Below are 19,601 nucleotides of genomic sequence, written 5' to 3' on the forward strand. Positions count from 1 at the left end.
GGTGGTTACTTCTTCGGAAACTTGGCGAGGTCGATGTCGACGTATTGCCAGAACTCTCGAGCGTTCGGGTGGCGTTTATAGCCCACCAGCCAGGGCTGCATCAGGTCGGTGCCGATGCGGTGAACCCGCACCTTGATGGGCATGTAGGCGATCAGGATGCGCTGGGCTTCGCGCATCACGGCATCGCGCTCCGGCCCGTCCGGCATCAGCTGCACCTTGTCGTACAGCTCGTCGAACTTTGCATTGCTGAAACGTGAGTGGTTCTGGCCCCCGACCTGCTTGCTGTAGCCCAGGGCGAGCACGGGGCCGCTGTTGGGCGAGCTCGCCGAGAGGCCGTAGCCCCACATCATGAGCTTGCCCGCGCGCGAGTTGCGCAGCTGTTCTGGCCACTTGCCGATGCGCAGCTCGAGCTTGACGCCGATGGCGTCGAGATTTTTCTTCATCACCTCGTCGCGCTCGCGGTAGTCGGCGGCGGAGAGCGTGTCGTAAACCAGCACGAGCGGGCTGCCGTCGGGCATCTCGCGCCAGCCGTCGCCGTTCTTGTCCACGTAGCCGAACATGTCGAGCAGGGCGACCGCCTTCTTCCGGTCGAAAGTGCCCATCTCCGAGCGGTAGTCCGGGTCGAAGCTCGCGGTGTTGGGCATGATGAAGCCCTGCGCCACCATTGCCTGGCCGCGCATGGCGAGCCGCGCTTCCTCGTTGCCGTTCATCGCCAGCGCAATCGCCCGGCGCAGCGCCACCTTTTCGGGGGTGTAGCCGCCCACGATGGGGTGCGTCATGCTGAAGTACAGCATGCGGATGTCCGACAGCGGCACCCGATCCATCTGCAGGCCCTGCTTGGCGAGATTGGGCGCGAGCTTGTTGTTCGGGATGGCATGCGTGGCCAGGTTCTCCGGCAGCCGCTCCATCAGGTCGTATTCCCGGTTGAGGAACGAGAGCCAGCGCGGCTGCGGGTCGTCGATGATCGCGATCTCGACGCGGTCGATCATCGGCAGGCGCTTGCCCTTCATCATCGCGGCGATGCGTACGGACTCCGGGTCCTTCGGGTTCGGCTCGGACTCGAAGCGCACCTCCCGGTAATCCGGGTTGCGCACCAGCGTGATCTTGGAGGAGCGCCGCCATTCCTTGAGCATGAAGGGTCCGGTACCCACCGGGTGTTCCATGATGGCTTCGCCGTACTTCTCGACCACTTCGCGCGCGACCACGCCGCCGATGCCGGGATCGGCCAGCGTGAGGATGAAGCGCGGACGCGGTTGCGCCAGCTTGAACTGCAGCGTGTACTTGTCGAGCACGCGCAGGCCCTCGATCTCGGTGTCGTAGTCGAACTTGCCGGAGGCCAGCGCCTTCTTGCGCAGCTCGGAGAAGCCGAGGATGCCTTCCTCTTCGTAGCTCGAGACCTGCGGGCTCTTGGTCTTCGGATCCATCACCCGCTTGAGCGAGTAGACGAAATCCGCAGCCGTCACTTCGCGGCCCTTGCCTTCGAACGCGGCGTCGGCCGCGAAGCGCACGCCGGGCCGGACCTTGATCGTGAACGTGCGGAAGTCGCCCGAGACCTCGGGCAAGGCCGCGGCGAGCACGGGACGGACCTTGGCGGGCCGGGCCAGGTAGTCATAGCCGTAGAGGTTCTCGAAGATGTTCGCGGTGATGATGCGCGAGTACAGGTCCGACAGCTGCGGCGGGTCGAACCCGGTTTCGGCGACGGGGAAGGCGTAGCGCAGCACCTTCTCGGTCGCGGCGAGGGCGGCGGCCGGAGCGAGGGCGCACAGCGCGGCCGCGAGCAGCGCGAATCGCGCCAAAATTCTGCGTGAGAATGCCATGGCTACATCGCCGGCGCGCCGTTCTTGCGCGCCTTGTCGGCATCGATGTCGATGTATTGCCAGAAGTCGCGGCGGAACGGGTGCCGCTTGTAGCCCACCACCCACGGCTGCCACAGGTCCGTCGCGATGCGATGCGTCTTGACCTTGTAGGGCATGTAGGCAATGAGGATGCGTTGGGCCTCGTTGATAGCGGCCCGGCGCTCGGGCCCGTCGCCCATGACGAGCTGCTTTTCGTACAGCTCGTCGAAACGCTTGTTGGAAAAGCGCGAGTGGTTCTGCTGGCCTGCGGACTTGCTGTACCCCATGTCGAGGGGACTGCCGCTGTCTGGCGTGGTGGCCGACTGGCCGAAGTTCCACATCATCAGCTTGCCGCTGCGGGACATCCGCAGCTGCTCGGGCCATTGCCCGACGCGCATGACCATCTTGATTCCTACCGCGTCGAGGTTCTTCTTCAACACCTCGTCGAGTTCGCGATAGTCGGCGCGCGAGAGTGTGTCGTACTCCAGCACCAGCGGCTTGCCATCGGGCATGTCGCGCCAGCCGTCACCGTTCTTGTCGGTATAGCCGAACATGTCGAGCAACGCGATCGCCTTGGCGCGGTCATGCGTTCCCATCTCGGAGCGGTAGTTGGGGTCATACAGCGTGGTGTTGGGCATGACGAAGCCCTGCGCCACGATGGCCTGGTTGCGCCGCGGCAGGCGCACTTCCTCACCGCTGTTCATCGCCATCGCGATAGCCCGGCGCAATGCCACCTTATCCGGCGTATACCCGCCGAGGATCGGGTTGACCATGCTGAAGTAGAGGACAGTGAAGTCCGACAACGGCACGCGTTCCATCTGAATACCGCGCTTGGCCAGGTTCGGAGCCAGCTTGTTGTTGGGGATGGCGTAATTCGCAAAGTTGAACGGCAGGCGTTCCATGAAGTCATGCTCGCCGTTCAGGAACGAAAGCCAGCGGGGCTGGGGCTCCTCGATGATGGAAACCACCACCTTGTCCACCAGCGGCAGCTTCTTGCCCTTCAAGTGCTTGGCGATGGCTTCGCCGGACGGGTCGACGCCCTCGGAATCAAAGATCTTTTCGCGGTATGTCGGGTTGCGCACCAGGGTGATTTGCGATGCGCGCTTCCACTCGTGCAGCATGAAAGGCCCCGTGCCCACGGGGTGTTCCATGATGGCCTCGCCATATTTCTCCACCACTTCGCGCGCGACGATGCCGAGCGTGGCCGGGTCGGCCAGGTTGTAAAGGAAGCGGGGCCTGGGAATGGCGAGCTTTATCTGCACGGTGTAGCGATCTAGCGCGCGCAGTCCTTCCACTTCGCTGTCATAGTCGAACTTGCCGGAAGCCTCCGCTTGCCTGCGCAGTTCCTCCATGCCGATCATCTTCTCCTCGATGAACCCGGCAACCTTGGGACTCTTGTTCTTCGGGTCGAAGAAGCGCTTGAACGTGTAGACCACGTCCTTGGCGGTCACTTCGCGTGGCTTGCCGGCGAACGCGGGATCGTCCGTGAAGTAGATGCCCGGTCGGATGCGAAAGGTCCAGGTGCGGAAATCCGGCGAAACCTCCGGCATCGCCTCGGCGAGGTTCGGCCTGATCTTCGCGGGCCTCGCGAGATAGTCGTACTCGTACGGCGCATCGAGCACGTGCGCGATGACGGCGGCCGAATACAGGTCGTTGATTTGCGCTGGATCGAACCCGGTTTCGGGCCCGAGAAATGCATAGCGCAAGGTTTTTTCAGGGTTTGCTGCGAGGGCGCCAACGGGTAAGAGGGCACCGACCGCCAGGCACAGGCTGATGGCCCGTACCCAGGTTCGGAAGTTCATGATAGGAAACACCTAGTGGGGGTAACGCGGTGCACAAGCATAATGCGCGCCGAGCCTTCCGCCACGAGCGGTTTCCCCAAGTAGAACCCGAGTCGCCACCGCGACACGCGATTACCACCGATGATTTCATACATCCTGCGACGGATCTGGCAGATGATCCCGACCCTGGCCGGGGTCATCCTGCTCGTATTCTTCCTCTTCAAGTACTTCGGCGACGACCCGGCGGAGATTCTGGGCGGGCTCCAGGCGACGCAGGAGCAGATCGATTCGATCCGCAGGCAGCTCGGCCTCGACAAGCCCGTACTCGAACAGCTGTGGCTCTTCGTCAAGAAGGTGGTCACCTTCGACTGGGGCGCCAGCTGGACCACCAAAGAGACGATTTCCAACATCTTCGCGACCCGCCTGCCCGCCACGCTGACCATCATGGTGCCGATCCTGGTGCTAGAGGTCGGCCTGGCCATCGTTGCCGGCATGGCCGTGGCGTACGTACGGGGCAGCCTGACGGACCGCGTGGTGATGATCATCAGCACCGTGGCACTGTCGATCAGCTTCCTGGTCTACGTGATCATCGGCCAGTACGTCTTTGCTTTCCAGCTGGGCTGGTTCCCGGTGCAAGGCTGGACCAACAGCACGCTCACCAACCTGCTGGTGTATGCGCCGCTCCCGGTGATGCTGGCGGTGCTGGTGAGCCTGGCGCCGCACACCCGTCTTTACCGCAGCTTCTTCCTGGATGAGATCGGCCACGATTACGTGCGCACCGCGCGCGCCAAAGGGGTGCCCGAAAACACCATCCTGTTCAAGCACGTGCTGCGCAACGCGCTGATCCCGATCCTCACGAACGTGGCCACGCAGTTGCCCGGCGTGTTCATCGGCTCATTTCTCATCGAGGTGTTCTTCTCCATTCCCGGCCTCGGCCGCGAGGTCTACACCGCCGTCGGCCGCGGCGACTTCCCGGTGATCCAGGCCGTGACCATCTACCTGGCCGTGCTGACCATGGTCATCAATCTCATCACCGATGTGCTGTACAAGTTCGTCGACCCCCGCGTGGTGCTGAAATGACCGCGGCCTCCACCACCGTCACGCCCGTCGAAGCCGCGGGCGCCGAGGCAGCGGCACCGATTCTCGCCGCCATTCCCAAGTCGCCCGGCGTGTGGGCCCAGGCCTGGAGCCGGCTGCGCGGCGACCGCGTCGGCATGATTTCGCTCTGGATCGTCGGCGTGTTCCTCGTGATGGTCGCATTGGCCCAGCTCGGCCTGCTGGCCAACGGCTGGCAGCGCGAAGTCGGCGTGCCGTTCGCGCCGCCGCACATCGTTGGCGCGGACGAAAAACAGGTGGCCGAAGTACAGGCGCCGAAGCTGCCGAACGTCGACCTCTCCGACATCGATCCACTCGCACCCTACTACAAGGATTGGGAGGCCAAGGCCGCGCAGGTGAAGACCGTCGACACGGTCCGCGCGACAACCTTGCCGGTCGGCGGAGACCGCATCGGGCGCGACGTGCTGGACAAGGCCGTGAAGGGCGCGCAGGTGTCGATCCTCGTCGGCATCGCGGCGGCATTCCTGGCCACCTTGATCGGTACCATGCTTGGCGCCTTCGCGGGCTACTTCGGCGGCGTGATCGACGATTTCCTCGAGTGGCTGTACAACGTTTTTACTTCGATCCCGTACATCCTTCTGATCTTCGCGCTCGCCGCGGTATTCAAGTACGGGCCGCTCGGCAAAGTGTTCTCCAGCAGCATCGCGCCCGTCGTCATCATCCTGGGCGTCGTCGGCTGGACGGGCATTTACCGCCTGGTGCGCGCCGAGTACATCAAGCACCGTTCGCGCGAGTACGTGCGAGCCGCGGAAGCGATCGGCGCCGGCAACATGGCGCGCATGTTCGGGCATATCCTGCCCAACGTCAGCCACGTGGTGCTCGTGCAACTGAGCCTGCATGTGGTGAGTTTCATCAAGGCCGAAGTGATCCTGTCGTTCCTGGGCCTGGGCGTGCCGATCGACATGGTCAGCTGGGGCACCATGCTGGCCGAGGCGCAAACCGAACTGGTCCTCGGCAAGTGGTGGCAGCTCGCCGCCGCAACGGCCTTCATGGCCACGTTCGTCACCGCCTTTGCCCTCCTGACCGACGCTCTGCGCGACGCGATGGACCCGAAACTCCGCTGAGCAGGAACAAAACAATGACTTCACTCATTGAAGTGCAGAACTTGCGCGTGGGTTTTCGCATGGGCAAGGAAACATTCGAGGCCGTGCGCGGCGTGAGCTTCGACATTCCCGCCAACACCACCGTCGCCCTGGTCGGCGAATCGGGCAGCGGCAAGAGCGTCAGTGCCATGAGCATCGTGCGGCTGCTGCCGCCCAACGCCGTGGTCGATGCGGCCAGCCGCGTCCTCTACAACGGCGTCGACCTGTTGCAGTTGCCCCAGGAGGACATGCGCCGCCTGCGTGGCAAGGAGATGTCGGTCATCTTCCAGGAGCCGATGAGCTCGCTCAACCCGGTGCTGACCGTGGGCAACCAGATCGCTGAAGTGCTGCGCGTGCATACGCCCATGAGCGGGCGCGCGGTGCAAGATCGCACGCTGGAACTGCTGAACGAAGTCGGCATCCCCGAGCCGCGCGCGCGCCTGAACGCGTACCCGCACGAGCTTTCCGGCGGGCAGCAGCAGCGCGTGATGATCGCGATGGCGATCGCCTGCGAGCCCAAGCTGCTGATCGCCGACGAGCCGACCACCGCGCTGGACGTCACGGTGCAGCGGCAGATCGTCGACCTGCTCGCGCGCATGCAGGAGCGCCACAAGATGAGCATGCTGTTCATCAGCCACGATCTCGGGCTGGTCGGCGAAGTGGCCAGCCGCGTGATCGTGATGCGGCAAGGCGAAGTGCGCGAGGCGGGGCGTGTCGGCCAGATCTTCAACGACCCGCAGGATTCGTACACCAAGGCCCTGCTGGCCTGCCGACCGCGCTTGGATGCGCGCCCGCGCCGGCTTCCGGTGATCGACGACGTCGTCAACAACCGCCCCGTCAGCACCGAGCAGCGCCAGCCCATCGCGGCCGAGGGCCCGGCGCTGATCGAAGTCAAGGGCCTGCGCAAGGCGTACAGCCTGAAGGACGGCTTGTTCAAGCGCAAGGTGATCGACGCGGTCAAGCTGGCGGACTTCACGCTGCACAAGGGCCGTACGCTGGGCGTGGTGGGCGAGTCGGGCTCCGGCAAGACCACGCTGGGCATGATGCTCACGCGCCTGACCGACGCCACCGGCGGCACCATCATGTTCGAAGGCAAAGACCTGGCCGCGCTCAAGCCCGGCGAGCTGCGCCCCTATCGGCCGCGCATCCAGATCATCTTCCAGAATCCGTACGCCAGCCTGAATCCACGCTTCACCATCGGGCAGATCCTGATGGAGCCGATGCGCATCCACAGCATCGGCGCGAACGACGATGCGCGTGCGCGGCTCGCGCTGGGCTGGCTGGAGCGCGTGGGCTTGCCGGCGCTGGCCTTCGGCAAGTACCCGCACGAATTTTCCGGCGGGCAGCGCCAGCGCATCGCCATCGCGCGCTGCCTGACCATGCAGCCGGAGATCATCGTCTGCGACGAAAGCGTGAGCGCGCTCGACGTGAGCGTGCAGGCCACGGTGCTCAACCTGCTGCTGGACCTGCAGGAAGAATTCGGCCTGACGTACGTGTTCATCAGCCACGACCTCGCGGTGGTGAAGTACATGGCCGACGACATCCTCGTGATGAACCGCGGCGAGATCGTCGAACGTGGAACGTCCGACGAAATCTATTCGAGCCCGCAGCATCCCTACACGCAGCAGTTGCTGGCCGCGATTCCGCGCGGTTACGCGGCGCCGTCCCTGCAAACGTGAGAACAACAATGAAGAAGACGATTTGCGCCCTGGTGGCGGCCCTGGCCGTTGCCGCCGCGTTCGCGCAGACCCCCAAGCGCGTGGACAAGGCCGACGACTTGCCGCGCTTCAGCTATCCCGTGCAGGGCGAGCTCGAATCGATCGTGCGGGACGGTCAACGCTTCAACGCGCTCGCCGTGTCGGTGCGCCGCGACATCGAGGCCACGCTGGCCGGCTACGAAATCACCGATCCGGCGACGCGCCGTCAGTTGCTGGGGCAATTGGTGCAGCTGGACATGCTGGAGGGCCGCTACGACGACGCGTTGCGGCGTGCGGCGCAGGTCCAGCAGCTGCAGGAAAAGCCGGCGGACAAGCTGCTTTCCGGGTTGACTGTGCGCGCCGTCACCGCCGTGGCGAAGAGGTCGGGTGGACGCAATTCGCCGGCCTACACATCCGAAGTGGGCCGCCTCGTCGCCGAAGAGCTGGCAAGGCATCCTTACCTCGTCATTCGCAACGACATCCAGAGCGCGAAGGGCGGTATGGAAACCTTCGGCGAAGCGCTCGCGCTGGGACGCGTGCGCAATGTGCTGCAGCCGGTTGCGACGCAGACCGGCGCACTGAGCTCGGACCTGGTGCCCAACATGATCTCCGCGCGCTACGCGCTCGAGTTCGTGCTGCCGCTCAAGGCCACCCTGGTCGAGACGTACAGCCGCTACCTGGCCGCGAACAAGGTCGACAAGCCCGACATCTGGGCCGCGCGCGACGTCGCGCTGCCGGCCGGCCGCAATTACGCCACGGTGGGCGTGGTCATCTGGGACAGCGGCGTGGACACGCAGCTCTTCCCCGGCCGCGTGGTCACCACGGGCGACAAGCCCGCGATGATCGCGTTCGACTTGCACAATCGTCCCTCGCCCTACGCGCTGAAGGCGCTGCCCGCCGATCTGCAGTCGAAGATGCCGATCCTGCAGGCGCGCAGCAAGGGCATGTCGGACCTGCAGTCGAACATCGAGAGCGCCGAGGCCACCGAGGTCAAGGCCTTGCTGTCGAACCTGCCGCCCGCGCAGTACAAGGGCACGGTGGAAGAACTGCGGCTGGTCGGCTCGTACAGCCACGGGACGCACGTGGCCGGCATCGCGATGGCAGGCAATCCGTATGCACGCGTCGCGAACGCCCGCATCGAATTTGGCCACACCCTGCTGCCCGACCCGTGCCCGACGCCCGAGCTGCACCAGCGCGCCGCCGAATCGTTCGGCGCGTATGTGGACTTCATCCGCAAGAGCGGCGCGCGTGTAGTCAACATGAGCTGGGGTGGTGACCTCCGTTCATACGAAGTCGAGATGGAGCAATGCGGCATCGGCAAGGACACCGCGGAGCGCAAGACGCTGGCGCGCGGCTACTTCGATCTGCACCTGAAGGCGCTGACCCGCGCGATCGCATCGGCACCGGAAGTGCTGTTCGTCACGGCGGCGGGCAACTCGGGCAACGACGCGACCTTCAACGACGTCTACCCCTCGAGCATCGTGCTGCCCAACCTGGTGACCGTGGGCGCGGTCGACAAGGCCGGCGACGAAGCGTCGTTCACCAGCTACGGCCCCACGGTGCTGCTGCACGCCAACGGCTATCAGGTCGACAGTTTCGTGCCGGGCGGCCGGCGCATTGCTTTCTCCGGCACCTCGATGGCGTCGCCGCAGGTGGCGAACCTCGCTGCAAAAATGCTGGCCGTGAAGCCGTCGCTCAAACCGGCCGAGGTCATCTCCATCATCCGCAGTACCGCCGAGCGCACGGAGGACGGTCGCCGCACGCTGATCCATCCGGCCAAGGCGCTCGCAGCGGCCGGTTATCAGCCGTGAAGCGCCGGACGCTGGTTCCCGCGCTGGCCGCGTGCCTGGCCTTGGGCGCGACGGGTTGCGCCGGCGTCGGTGCACGAGCGGCCGACCCGGATGCGCAGGAGGCGGCGGCGTTGCATGCGTTGTTCGAGCGGCAGTGGGAAGATATCTCTCGCCGCTTCCCCGAAGGCAGCACCTACCGCGGCGACTTGCGCTACAACGACCGGCTGACCGACGAGTCGGCTGAAGCCATCGCCGCCATCGACGCGCAGAACCGCAGTTGGCTGGCCGAAGCGAAAACGCTCCGGCGTGACCGGCTCAGTGCGCAAGTCCGCCTGTCGCTGGACCTTTTCATCGGCAACCACGAGCGGCGGGTCGCCAAGCAAGCGTTCCCGGGCTACCGCAGCCTGTACCTGGGCGCACTGGGCGGCGCGCAAAGCGATTTCGCGGACCTGATGCAGAACAGCCCGGTGCAAAACCGCGCGCAGGTCGAGCAGATGCTGTCGCGAATGGCGGCCTACCCCCGTCAGATGGACCAGCAGATCGATGCGATGCGCCGGGGCATGGCGCTGGGCTGGGTTTCGTCACGTGACGTGCTGGACCGCGTGCTCAAGCAGATCGACACGCAACTGCCCGCGGACGTGGAAGCCGGCCCGTACTACGTGCCCTTCAAGCGCCTGGGCAGCGGCATTCCATCGGCCGAACAGGCGGCGCTGCAAGCCGCGGGCCGCGCCGCCATCGAACGGCATGTCGTGCCCGCCATGCGCAAGCTCAGGGCTTTCGTGGCCGACGAATACCTGCCGCGCGCGCCCGCGAACGGTGCACTGCACGGATACCCGGACGGCGCACGCGTCTACGAGATGCTGGTGCGGAACCAGACCACCACCAACCTGTCCGCCGCGCAGATTCATGCGATCGGGCAGCGCGAGGTCGCGCGCATCCGCGCCGAGATGGAAGGCGTGATGAATGAGGTGAAGTGGACCGGCAACTTCGCGCAGTTCATCCACCATCTCAACACTGATCCGAAGTTCTTCCACACCAGCGGCGACGCACTGCTGGCCGGCTACCGCGCCATTTCCAAGCGCATCGATGCCGAGATGCCACGGCTGTTCGCGGAACTGCCGCGCGCCCCCTACGGCGTGCGCGCCATGCCCGCATTCCGCGGCCCCGATGCGGCCGAGTACTACAACGGCCCCGCGATGGACGGGAGCCGCCCGGGCTACTTCAACGCAAACGCCCTGGGCTGGAAAACGCGGCCCATCTGGCGCATGGCCACGCTCACCGCGCACGAGGCTGTGCCCGGCCATCACCTGCAGATCGCGCGTGCCACGGAGTTGCGTGCGCTGCCGAATTTCCGCCGGCAGGACGGTTACGTCGCTTTCGCCGAAGGCTGGGCCGTGTATGCCGAAACGCTGGGCCGCGATGTCGGCATCTACGACGATCCTTACAGCCTGTTCGGCCACCTGCAGTGGCAGATCTTCCGCGCGGCGCGGCTGGTGGTGGATACCGGCATCCATAGCATGGGCTGGACGCGCCAGCAATCGATCGACTACATGGTGGAGCGCACGGGCATGGACCGCGCCTTCGTCACGTCGGAGGTGGACCGCTACGTGTCGCAGCCGGGCCAGGCGCTGGGCTACATGATCGGCGCGCTGAAAATCGCCGAGCTGCGTGACCGTGCCAAGGCGAAGCTGGGTGCGCGCTTCGACATCCGGCGCTTCCACAACGCCGTGATCGATCAGGGATCCCTGCCGCTCGACGTGCTCGAAAGAGTGATCGACGAGTGGATCGCCGCGGAAGCGGTGAAGTAGGCAGGTCTGTCATTGCGGGCTCGACCCGCAATCCATGACTCCTCTCGTTGTGTTCTGAGGCCGCGCGGCAAAGCTGTGCGTGGGCGGGCTGCGGCGCGATGGCTACGGCGTTCGACATCGGTGCTTCGCACCTCCTGCCGAATTCCTTGCGCCGGGAGACCCCGCGACCCGCGCGAAAAAACTCCCTGCGCTTCGCTCCGGTCAAACAGTTTTCGCGAGCATGAAACGGTCGCACGGCAAGCCGTGCTGGGTCGCGGGGCCACCCAGCGCAAGCGCCTGGGCTTTATTCGCGCCGCAGCCCGCCCACGCACAGCTTCGCAGAGACATTGTTGGCGCGCCACCGGTGGAGTGCCACCGCTTCACGGGTCCGCCAACACATCGGCGCACCACCGCTGGCACGCCACCCTGTCACTGCAACGCCGTGCATGGCCGGGCCGCGGCGCGAATAAAGCCCAGGCGCCCGCGGTGGACGGTCTTGCGGCCCAACGTCGCTTGCGACACGACCGTCTCATGCTCGCGGCACTTGTTTGAACCGCGCAAGGCGCGGTGAGTTGTGCCGCGCGGGCCGCAAGACCGTTCAGCGCGGGGAATCCGGCAGGAGCTTGCGAAAGCAAGCGATGCCGGACGCCGTAGCCATCGCGCCGCGGCCCGGCCGTGCACGGCGTTGCCGCGCGGCCTCAGAACACAAAGAATGAATTCTGGGTCATGGATGCCGAATCGAGTCCGGCATGACAGCCCTTACTTCAAGTCGAACTTCGGCAACTTCTTCGCAACCGCAACATTCTTCAACGTCGCGAACACCGGCATCCCATCCTTGTACTTCGGATAGTCCTCGCCCTGGATCAGCGGCTTCAGGTAGCGCTTGCACGGCTCGGTGATGCCGAAGCCGTCGGCCGTGATGAAGTTGCGCGGCATGAACTTCTCGACGTTCGCCACTTTCGAGAGCGGAGCCATGCCAATCTTGTACTTGTAGGGCGTGTCGCTCAGGCGGTCCACCGTCGGCATCACGGCGTTGTGGCCCTTGATCGCCAACTGCACCGCAGCCTTGCCCAGCTCATAGGCTTGCTTCACGTCGGTCTTCGATGCGATGTGGCGCGCGGCGCGCTGCAGGTAGTCCGCCACGGCCCAATGGAACTTGTGGCCCAGCGCGTCCTTGACCATGTTGGCAACGACAGGCGCCGCGCCGCCCAGCTGTGCATGGCCGAACGCATCGCGTGTGCCTTGCTCGGCGAGGAATTTGCCGTCGGGGTAGTGGCAGCCTTCGGAGACGACCACCGTGCAATAGCCATGTTCTTTGACCAGCTTGTCCACGCGCGCCAGGAATTTCTTCTGGTCGAACTCGATCTCGGGGAAAAGCACCACGACCGGGATGCCGTGGTCGGCGATCAGCCCGCCCGCAGCGGCGATCCACCCTGCGTGACGGCCCATCACTTCCAGTACGAAGACCTTGGTCGAGGTCTTGGCCATGGAGCGGACGTCGAAGGATGCTTCCAGTGCCGACACGGCAACGTACTTGGCGACAGACCCGAACCCGGGACAGCAATCGGTGATGGGCAGGTCGTTGTCGACGGTCTTGGGCACGTGGATCGCCTGGATCGGGTAGCCCATGCTCTCGGACAACTGGCTCACCTTGTAGCAGGTGTCGGCCGAGTCGCCGCCGCCGTTGTAGAAGAAGTAGCCGATGTCGTGCGCCTTGAAGACTTCGATCAAGCGCTCGTACTCGCGCTTGTTGGCTTCCAGGGACTTGAGCTTGAAGCGGCAGGAGCCGAACGCGCCCGACGGCGTGTAGCGCAGCAGCGCGATGGCGGCGGCCGACTCCTTGGTGGTGTCGATCAAGTCCTCGGTCAGCGCGCCGATGATGCCGTTGCGGCCGGCGTAGACCTTGCCGATCTTGCCCTTCTGGGCGCGCGCGGTTTCGATGACACCGCAGGCCGATGCGTTGATGACGGCGGTGACGCCGCCGGACTGGGCGTAGAAGGCGTTCTTGGGTTTGGTGGCCATGTTCGAATGAAGTGAGGTTGTCAGTCAGCCAGCGCGCGCGTGACGACTTCGCGCACGTCGTTGCTCAGGTCCGGCTTGGCGGCGACGCGGGCAATCGCCTCGCGCGCGGCGCTGCGCATCGGCTCCACCAGCTTCTTCCAGCGGTCCAGCGCACGCGCGAGGCGCGCGGCGACCTGCGGGTTCATGCCGTCAAGCTCGATCACGCGATCGCTCCAGAATACGTAGCCGGCCGCATCGGCGCGGTGGAAGCCGCCGGGGTTGGCGCTGCAGTAACTGAAGATCACGCTGCGCGCACGGTTCGGGTTGCGGATGTTGAAGTCGGCGTGCTTCATCAGCTGCTTGACGGCGGGCAGCACGTTGCCGCCGCGGTCCGGCGCCCCGGCTTGCAGTGCGAACCACTTGTCGAGCACCAGCGCTTCGTCCTTGAACATCGCGTGGAAGCGCTGCAACGCGTCGCCGGCCAGCGCGTGGCCGCTGGTCACCAGGGCGGCCAACGCGTTGAAACGGTCGGTCATGTTGCCGGCATCCTTGAACCGCTGGTAGGCCTTGCCGGGCCACACCGTGTCGCCGCTCGTACGCGACGCCAGGCACAGGTGCGTGAGTGCAAGGCCTGTCAATGCGCGGCGGCCCGACGACACTGAGTCAGGCCGGTAGGCGCCACTCTCGCGATGCGCCTCGAAAACCCATTGCCAATCTTCGTACAGCGCTTCTGCCAGCTGCTGGCGCATGCCTTCGCGCACGGCATGGATGCGCTGCGGGTCGACCACGTCGAGCTGTTCGGCCAGGTACGTTTCCGCGGGCAACGTCAGCACCAGCTCCTTGAAGGCCGCGTCCAGCGTGGGATGGCGTAGGATGGTGCGCATCGCTTCGACGTACGGCGCATCGAGGCGGATGTCGCCAGCGGTCAAGCCTTCTTGCGCGATGAAGGACAGCGCGCGATTGACGGCCAGGCGTTGGCCCGCCTCCCACATGTTGAACGGGTCGCTGTCGTGCGCCAGCAGCGTGAGCAACTGCGCGTCGGTGTAGTCGAACTCCAGGATCACCGGCGCGCTAAAAGCCCGCAGGATGGACGGCACCGGTTCGTCTTGCAGGCCGGGGAAGCTCAGCGTCTCGCTCGCTTGGGTGAGCACGTGCATCCCGTTGGTAAGCTCGCGGCCGTCCAGCCCCAAGAGACCCAGGCCAATCGGGATGACGAAGGGTTCCTTCTCGGCCTGGCCGGTCGTGGCCAGGCAGCTTTGCGTCAGCGTGAGGTTGTAGATGCTCGACGCCGCGTCGTAGTGGCCCTGCGCCTTGACGCGCGGCGTGCCGGCCTGGCTGTACCAGCGCTTGAATTGCGGCAGCAGCTGCGCGAGCTTGGAATCGGGATTGGCGTCGGCGATGGCCTGCGCGAAATCGTCGCAGGTCACGGCGCTGCCGTCGTGCCGGTCGAAGTAGAGTTTCATGCCCCGAGCAAAACCTTCACGCCCCAAAGGATCGGATGGTCTCGTAGAGACCAAGGTCTGCATCATGCGCACGACCTCGGCGCCTTTTTCGTACACCGTCACGGTGTAGAAATTGTTGATCTCCAGGTACTGGTCGGGCCGCACCGGGTGCGCCATCGGGCCTGCGTCTTCCGGGAACTGCGCGGTACGCAGCACACGCACGTCCTCGATGCGCTTGACGGCGCGCGCCGAGGGCGCACCGGCCAGGTCCATGCTGAACTCCTGGTCGCGGAAGACCGTGAGGCCTTCCTTCAGCGACAGCTGGAACCAGTCGCGGCAGGTGATTCGGTTGCCCGTCCAGTTGTGGAAGTACTCGTGGCCCACCACCGATTCAATGTTGCCGAAGTCGGTGTCAGTGGCCGTGGCCTGGCTGGCAAGAACGTACTTCGTGTTGAAGATGTTCAGGCCCTTGTTCTCCATGGCGCCCATGTTGAAGTCGCTGGTGGCGACGATCATGAAGCGCTCCAGGTCCAGCGAGAGGCCAAAGCGTGCTTCGTCCCACGCCACGGAGGCCATCAGCGAGTTCATCGCGTGCTCGGTCTTGTCCAGGTCGCCGGGGCGCACGTAGACCTGCAGCAGGTGTTCCTTGCCGGCGCGCGAGGTGATGCGCTGCTCGCGCGCGACCAACTGGCCCGCGACCAGCGCGAACAGGTAGCTGGGCTTCTTGAACGGATCGATCCAGCGCGCGTAGTGGCGGCCTTCTTCCAGCGCGCCTTGTTCCACCAGGTTGCCGTTGGACAGCAGCACGGGATACGCCGCCTTGTCGGCGCGCAGCAGCACCGAGTAGCTGGCCATCACATCCGGACGGTCCAGGAAATACGTGATGCGGCGAAAGCCCTCGGCCTCGCACTGCGTGAAGAACGAATCGTTGCTGACGTACAGGCCCATCAGCTTGGTGTTCTTGGCGGGGCAGCAGGTGGTGAAGATCTCCAGGTCGAAGGCCTCGTAGCCCTCCGGCAGGTTCTCCAGCACCAACTGGTTGTTCTCCAGCTTGAAGCTGGTGCCCTGGCCGTTGACCAGCACGCGTGCCAGATTCAGCTCCTCGCCGTCCAGCCGCAGTGCCTGCGGCACCACGTCCGCGTTGCGCCGCACTTTCATCTTGTTCAAGACACGGGTCTTCGCCGGGTCGAGGTCGAAGGTCAGTTCCACGGTGTCGACCCAGAAGGCGGGTGCCTGGTAGTCGGACCGGTAGATGACGTTGTTGTGTCCTTCACGCATAAAGGCTCTCCAGGAAGTTCGTTTTTGCAAGTTCATGGTAGTCGCGCACCTGCGCAACCACATGGGGTCCGGCCAGTTCGCTGGCCTCGTGGCTGGTGCACACTGCGACGGCGCGCATGCCGGCGCGGCGCGCCGCTTCGATGCCGAAAGGCGCATCCTCGAACACGATGCACTGCGAGGCCTCCACGCCCAGCCGGCGCGCTGCTTCCAGAAAGATCGCCGGCTCGGGCTTGCCGGGCAGGCCCTCGTCGCCACCCACCACGGCTTGCGGTGGCGTTTCCATCTTCAAGTTGGAGAAGACGAACGAGATGTTGTGCTTGTCGCCGGCGGTGCCGACGGCGAGCTTGAGGCCGCGCGTGGCCGCCGCCTTGGCGAATTCGCCAAAGCCCGCGACTTCGCGAAACTGCGCGCCGAACAACTCGCGGTAGATCGATTCCTTCTCGTGAGTGATGTCCACGCTCTCCGCCTGCGTCACCTCGCGCCCCATCAGTTCACAGGCGCATTCGTAGGCGGTGCGGCCCGTGGTGCGGCGCATGAAGTCGGGAATGTCGATCTCCAGGCCGCGACGCAGCCCGAACTCCACCCACGCCTTGGCATGGAAGGGCATCGAATCGATCATCGTGCCGTCCATGTCGAAGATGAGGGCCGAAGTCTTCATCACACGCCCTGCTTCAGCGACGCTTCGATGAACGGGTCCAGGTCCCCGTCCAGCACCTTCTGGATCGCCGAGATTTCGACACCGGTGCGCAGGTCCTTGATGCGGCTGTTGTCCAGCACGTAGCTGCGGATCTGGTGGCCCCAGCCGACGTCGGTCTTGGTGTCTTCGAGCTTCTGCTGCTCTTCCATCTTCTTGCGCATCTCGTGGTCATAGAGGCGCGAGCGCAGGCGCTTCCAAGCGACGTCGCGGTTGCTGTGCTGGCTGCGGCTATCCTGGCACTGCACCACGATGTTCGTCGGAATGTGCGTGAGGCGCACCGCCGAATCGGTCTTGTTGATGTGCTGACCACCCGCGCCGCTGGCACGGTAGGTGTCGACGCGCACATCGGCCGGGTTGATGTCGATCTCGATCGAATCGTCGATCTCCGGGTAGACGAACACACTCGCAAAGCTGGTGTGGCGCCCGCCCGCGGAGTCGAACGGCGACTTGCGCACGAGGCGGTGCACACCGGTCTCGGTGCGCAACAGGCCGTAGGCGTAGTCACCTTCGAGCTTGATGGTGGCGCTCTTGATGCCGGCGGTGTCGCCGGGCGTCTCGTCTTCGACCGTCGTCTTGAAGCCCTTGCGCTCGGCGTACTTGAGGTACTGGCGCAGGAGCATCGACGCCCAATCGCAGGCTTCCGTGCCGCCGGCGCCGGCCTGGATGTCCAGGAAGGCGTTCAGCGGGTCGGCCGGCTTGTTGAACATGCGGCGGAATTCCAGTGCCTCCACGTCCTTGGCCAGCTTCGCGGCTTCGGATTCGATGGTGGCGAGGCCGGCGTCGTCGCCTTCTTCCTTGCTCATTTCGAACAACTCGAGGTTGTCCGCCAGCTCACTCGTGAGTTTGGACAGCGTTTCGACCACGCCGTCGAGCTGCTTCTTTTCGCGGCCCAGTTCCTGGGCCTTCTTGGGGTCGTTCCAGACCTGCGGGTCTTCCAGCGACGCGTTGACGGTTCTCAGGCGCTCCGATTTGGCATCGAAGTCAAAGATACCCCCGGAGGGCTTGGGTGCGGGCGGAAAGATCGGTCAGTTGGGTGCCGATCTGGTTGGTGCGTTCTGCTTCCATGATGAGAATCCTTAGAAGGCGAAGATTCTCGCACGAGCCGCGATGACAGCCGGACTACTGCTTGAATGCGCCCAGCTTGGCCTGCGCCCCGCGGCTGCCCATGGTGGCGGCGCGCTCCAGCCAGCGGACGGCCTGCGTGGAATCGCGCGGGGTCGTCACGCCTTCCATGTAGGCAATGCCCAGGAAGTAGCTCATCTCGGCGCGGCCGTAGCGGATGCCTTCGGTCGTGGCCTTGCCCGAGCGCTTCACGACGGCGGGCACGTCGCCCTGGCCATTGGCGTAGGCGTGCATCTGCTGCACCGTGATGGCGAAGAACTGGTCACGGACCTGGCTCGCCTGGGTCTTGTTGGGGGCGGTGGCGACGAGTTCATCGGCCAGCACCGGAAGGGCTTCGAAGGGCGTCATGCCGCCGCGCATGCGCGGCGAATACCAGGCGCGCAGCATCACCTTGTCCAGCGCCATCAGGCTGTCGACTTTCCAGGGGAAGTAGCTCAGCACGGTCTGGCCGGCCGGGTGGCCACGCACGCCCATAACGTGCATGGCTTCGTGATAGGCGCAGCGCCATGCGTCCTTGGAACGCATCTGGACGACAGCGGAATCGATCTTGGTCTCGGACTTGAAGTCGAGGTAGGTGACGCAGGGCTGGTTGTCTTCCAGGGCGTTGTCGGCCGTGATCTCGACAGTGAGGTTCGCTGTAAGCTCTTCGGGCTGGCCGCTCACGTCGATGAGCTTGAGGCCGGCCTCGGATGTGACCGCGCGCAGAGCTTGCAAAGTGTGTTCGCGGTGGGCGGCGATATTGACGCCATGCAGCCGCACACGGATGTCGCCTTCCCAGCGCACGATGCGCGTCGGCGTGCCGCTCTGGTGCCACAGCACCTCCCACAGCGTCGCGAGCCCGTTGTCGAACTCATCGGCCATGGCGCCGAAGGGCCACATGGCCGCCAGCAACAGTCCCCAACAAATTCTACGCATTCGTCACCTCGAACACACTTGGTGACCATAGTGTGAAGTAGGACGCGTCCTACCTCAAGCGCTGTTACTTGTTGGGCTCGTTACCGCTGAGTCCAGCGGTAATTTTTCGCATTTTCAAGGGCTTGCGAGGAATTCCTCGACAAGCCGAGCCAATTGTTCCGGCTGATCGTGGTGCAGCATATGGCCGGCATCCTCGATCTTTGCGATGCGAACATTTGGAACACTTCGTAAACGTTCGTGGTAATCGTCGAGCGTGAACTTGCCTTGCCACCACTGGGCCAGGCTGTCGTCGCTGGCTTCCACGGCCAGTGTGGCGGCGGTGATGGCCTTGTAGATTTCGAGGACCTCGTCCACCCGGTAGAGCTGGGCGTTCGTGATCTTGTGGGCCGCGTCGCCGAGGATGCGCCACTTGCCGTCGCTGTCTTCCCGGGCCCACTGGCGGGCTAGCCAATCGGCTTTGTCGCGGCCCAGGCGCTTGTTGGTCTTCATCAAGCGGCTTGCGACGCCGTCCACGGAGCCATAGGGCTTGAGTTCCATCTCGCCGCGATGAAAGGCCTTGAGCTCGTCCATCCACTTGGCGTATCGCTTGGGCGCCATGCTGGGCCGCGTGACGGCCATGCCGAAGCCTTCCAGGTTGACCAGCTTGCTCACGCGCTCCGGCCGCGAGCCTGCGTACTGCATCGCCACGTTGCCCCCCATGCTGTGGCCCACCAAGTGCACCGGCGCATCGGGCGAATAGTGATCGAGCAGAAAGTCCAGGTCGGCCAGGTAGTCGGGCAACCAGTAGTTGTCGGTATCGGGTGTCTCGGTCAACCCATAGCCACGCCAATCGGGCGCGATGACGTAGTGATCGTGCGCGAACGCATCCACGACGAACTGGTACGAAGCGGCCACGTCCATCCAGCCGTGCACCATCACCAGCGGTACCTTGCCCGGCGCCGGATCGCCCCATACGAGCACGTGGTACTTGAGGTTGCGGATCGGGACAAACTGGTTGCTGGGGATTCTTTTCGGTTGGTACATCGGCGCGCAGCTTGCTACATTGATGGCCCATCATA

13 protein-coding genes are annotated in these 19,601 nt (G+C 64.7%); 5 read left to right on the forward strand and 8 right to left on the reverse strand.

The genetic code is table 11. From position 1 onward, the window contains the following. Positions 1–5 precede the first annotated feature (5 nt). Together EEB15_RS30195 and EEB15_RS30200 are read right to left on the reverse strand one after the other, a co-directional pair. On the reverse strand, positions 6–1,817 hold the full coding sequence (locus EEB15_RS30195; protein WP_141513693.1) for an ABC transporter substrate-binding protein: 1,812 nt from the start codon (positions 1,815–1,817) through the stop codon (positions 6–8). 2 nt (positions 1,818–1,819) lie between these two features. Further along, positions 1,820–3,637 (reverse strand): ABC transporter substrate-binding protein, encoded by a 1,818-nt coding sequence (locus EEB15_RS30200; protein WP_141513694.1) that lies wholly within the window; start codon positions 3,635–3,637, stop codon positions 1,820–1,822. Between the two features lie 120 nt (positions 3,638–3,757). Between EEB15_RS30200 and EEB15_RS30205 the strand changes: the two genes are divergently transcribed. Genes EEB15_RS30205 through EEB15_RS30225 form a run of 5 tightly spaced genes read left to right on the forward strand, consistent with a single transcriptional unit; the run spans position 3,758 to position 11,109 of the window. Next, positions 3,758–4,696, forward strand: a complete 939-nt coding sequence (locus EEB15_RS30205) for an ABC transporter permease (RefSeq protein WP_141513695.1) — start codon at positions 3,758–3,760, stop codon at positions 4,694–4,696. Then, a complete protein-coding gene (locus tag EEB15_RS30210) occupies positions 4,693–5,796 on the forward strand; it encodes an ABC transporter permease (RefSeq protein ID WP_141513696.1) in 1,104 nt (367 codons plus the stop codon). The genes EEB15_RS30205 and EEB15_RS30210 overlap by 4 nt, the downstream gene beginning before the upstream one ends. A 14-nt stretch (positions 5,797–5,810) precedes the next feature. Continuing rightward, positions 5,811–7,493 carry an ABC transporter ATP-binding protein gene (locus EEB15_RS30215; protein ID WP_141513697.1) on the forward strand — a complete coding sequence of 561 codons (1,683 nt, stop codon included), beginning with the start codon at positions 5,811–5,813 and terminating at the stop codon, positions 7,491–7,493. An 8-nt stretch (positions 7,494–7,501) separates the two neighbouring features. Further along, positions 7,502–9,322, forward strand: coding sequence for a S8 family serine peptidase (locus EEB15_RS30220; protein ID WP_141513698.1), 1,821 nt, complete (start codon positions 7,502–7,504; stop codon positions 9,320–9,322). Further along, positions 9,319–11,109 carry a DUF885 family protein gene (locus tag EEB15_RS30225; RefSeq protein ID WP_141513699.1) on the forward strand — a complete coding sequence of 597 codons (1,791 nt, stop codon included), beginning with the start codon at positions 9,319–9,321 and terminating at the stop codon, positions 11,107–11,109. Before EEB15_RS30220 ends, EEB15_RS30225 begins: the two co-directional genes overlap by 4 nt. 738 nt (positions 11,110–11,847) lie before the next feature. Here EEB15_RS30225 and EEB15_RS30230 read toward each other — a convergent pair. The 6 genes from EEB15_RS30230 to EEB15_RS30255 form a co-directional block, all read right to left on the reverse strand. Then, positions 11,848–13,110, reverse strand: coding sequence for a 6-phosphofructokinase (locus EEB15_RS30230; protein ID WP_141513700.1), 1,263 nt, complete (start codon positions 13,108–13,110; stop codon positions 11,848–11,850). Between the two features lie 20 nt (positions 13,111–13,130). Next, the gene (gene pepN / locus EEB15_RS30235; RefSeq protein ID WP_141513701.1) at positions 13,131–15,809 is read right to left on the reverse strand and encodes an aminopeptidase N; all 2,679 of its coding nucleotides are present in this window, start codon (positions 15,807–15,809) and stop codon (positions 13,131–13,133) included. Beyond that, positions 15,802–16,467, reverse strand: coding sequence for an HAD family phosphatase (locus EEB15_RS30240; protein ID WP_141513702.1), 666 nt, complete (start codon positions 16,465–16,467; stop codon positions 15,802–15,804). Before EEB15_RS30240 ends, pepN begins: the two co-directional genes overlap by 8 nt. Beyond that, a protein-coding gene (gene prfB / locus EEB15_RS30245; protein WP_141513703.1) for a peptide chain release factor 2 occupies positions 16,467–17,571 on the reverse strand; the annotation gives its coding sequence in 2 pieces (ribosomal slippage) (positions 16,467–17,489 and positions 17,491–17,571; 1,104 coding nt in all). Before prfB ends, EEB15_RS30240 begins: the two co-directional genes overlap by 1 nt. A 54-nt stretch (positions 17,572–17,625) precedes the next feature. Beyond that, a complete protein-coding gene (locus EEB15_RS30250) occupies positions 17,626–18,543 on the reverse strand; it encodes a DUF2927 domain-containing protein (RefSeq protein WP_141513704.1) in 918 nt (305 codons plus the stop codon). A gap of 114 nt (positions 18,544–18,657) precedes the next feature. Continuing rightward, positions 18,658–19,566 carry an alpha/beta fold hydrolase gene (locus EEB15_RS30255; RefSeq protein ID WP_141513705.1) on the reverse strand — a complete coding sequence of 303 codons (909 nt, stop codon included), beginning with the start codon at positions 19,564–19,566 and terminating at the stop codon, positions 18,658–18,660. Positions 19,567–19,601: the final 35 nt, after the last annotated feature.

The sequence above is a fragment of the Ramlibacter sp. WS9 genome, from assembly GCF_003797765.1.
Classification (GTDB): domain Bacteria; phylum Pseudomonadota; class Gammaproteobacteria; order Burkholderiales; family Burkholderiaceae_C; genus Ramlibacter.

Excerpts from the sequence above, each read along its gene's own strand:
- EEB15_RS30195 (WP_141513693.1), bottom strand. The coding sequence starts at position 1,817 with ATGGCATTCTCACGCAGAATTTTGGCGCGATTCGCGCTGCTCGCGGCC.
- EEB15_RS30200 (WP_141513694.1), bottom strand. The coding sequence starts at position 3,637 with ATGAACTTCCGAACCTGGGTACGGGCCATCAGCCTGTGCCTGGCGGTC.
- EEB15_RS30205 (WP_141513695.1), top strand. The coding sequence starts at position 3,758 with ATGATTTCATACATCCTGCGACGGATCTGGCAGATGATCCCGACCCTG.
- EEB15_RS30210 (WP_141513696.1), top strand. The coding sequence starts at position 4,693 with ATGACCGCGGCCTCCACCACCGTCACGCCCGTCGAAGCCGCGGGCGCC.
- EEB15_RS30215 (WP_141513697.1), top strand. The coding sequence starts at position 5,811 with ATGACTTCACTCATTGAAGTGCAGAACTTGCGCGTGGGTTTTCGCATG.
- EEB15_RS30220 (WP_141513698.1), top strand. The coding sequence starts at position 7,502 with ATGAAGAAGACGATTTGCGCCCTGGTGGCGGCCCTGGCCGTTGCCGCC.
- EEB15_RS30230 (WP_141513700.1), bottom strand. The coding sequence starts at position 13,110 with ATGGCCACCAAACCCAAGAACGCCTTCTACGCCCAGTCCGGCGGCGTC.
- pepN (WP_141513701.1), bottom strand. The coding sequence starts at position 15,809 with ATGCGTGAAGGACACAACAACGTCATCTACCGGTCCGACTACCAGGCA.
- EEB15_RS30240 (WP_141513702.1), bottom strand. The coding sequence starts at position 16,467 with ATGAAGACTTCGGCCCTCATCTTCGACATGGACGGCACGATGATCGAT.
- EEB15_RS30250 (WP_141513704.1), bottom strand. The coding sequence starts at position 18,543 with ATGCGTAGAATTTGTTGGGGACTGTTGCTGGCGGCCATGTGGCCCTTC.
- EEB15_RS30255 (WP_141513705.1), bottom strand. The coding sequence starts at position 19,566 with ATGTACCAACCGAAAAGAATCCCCAGCAACCAGTTTGTCCCGATCCGC.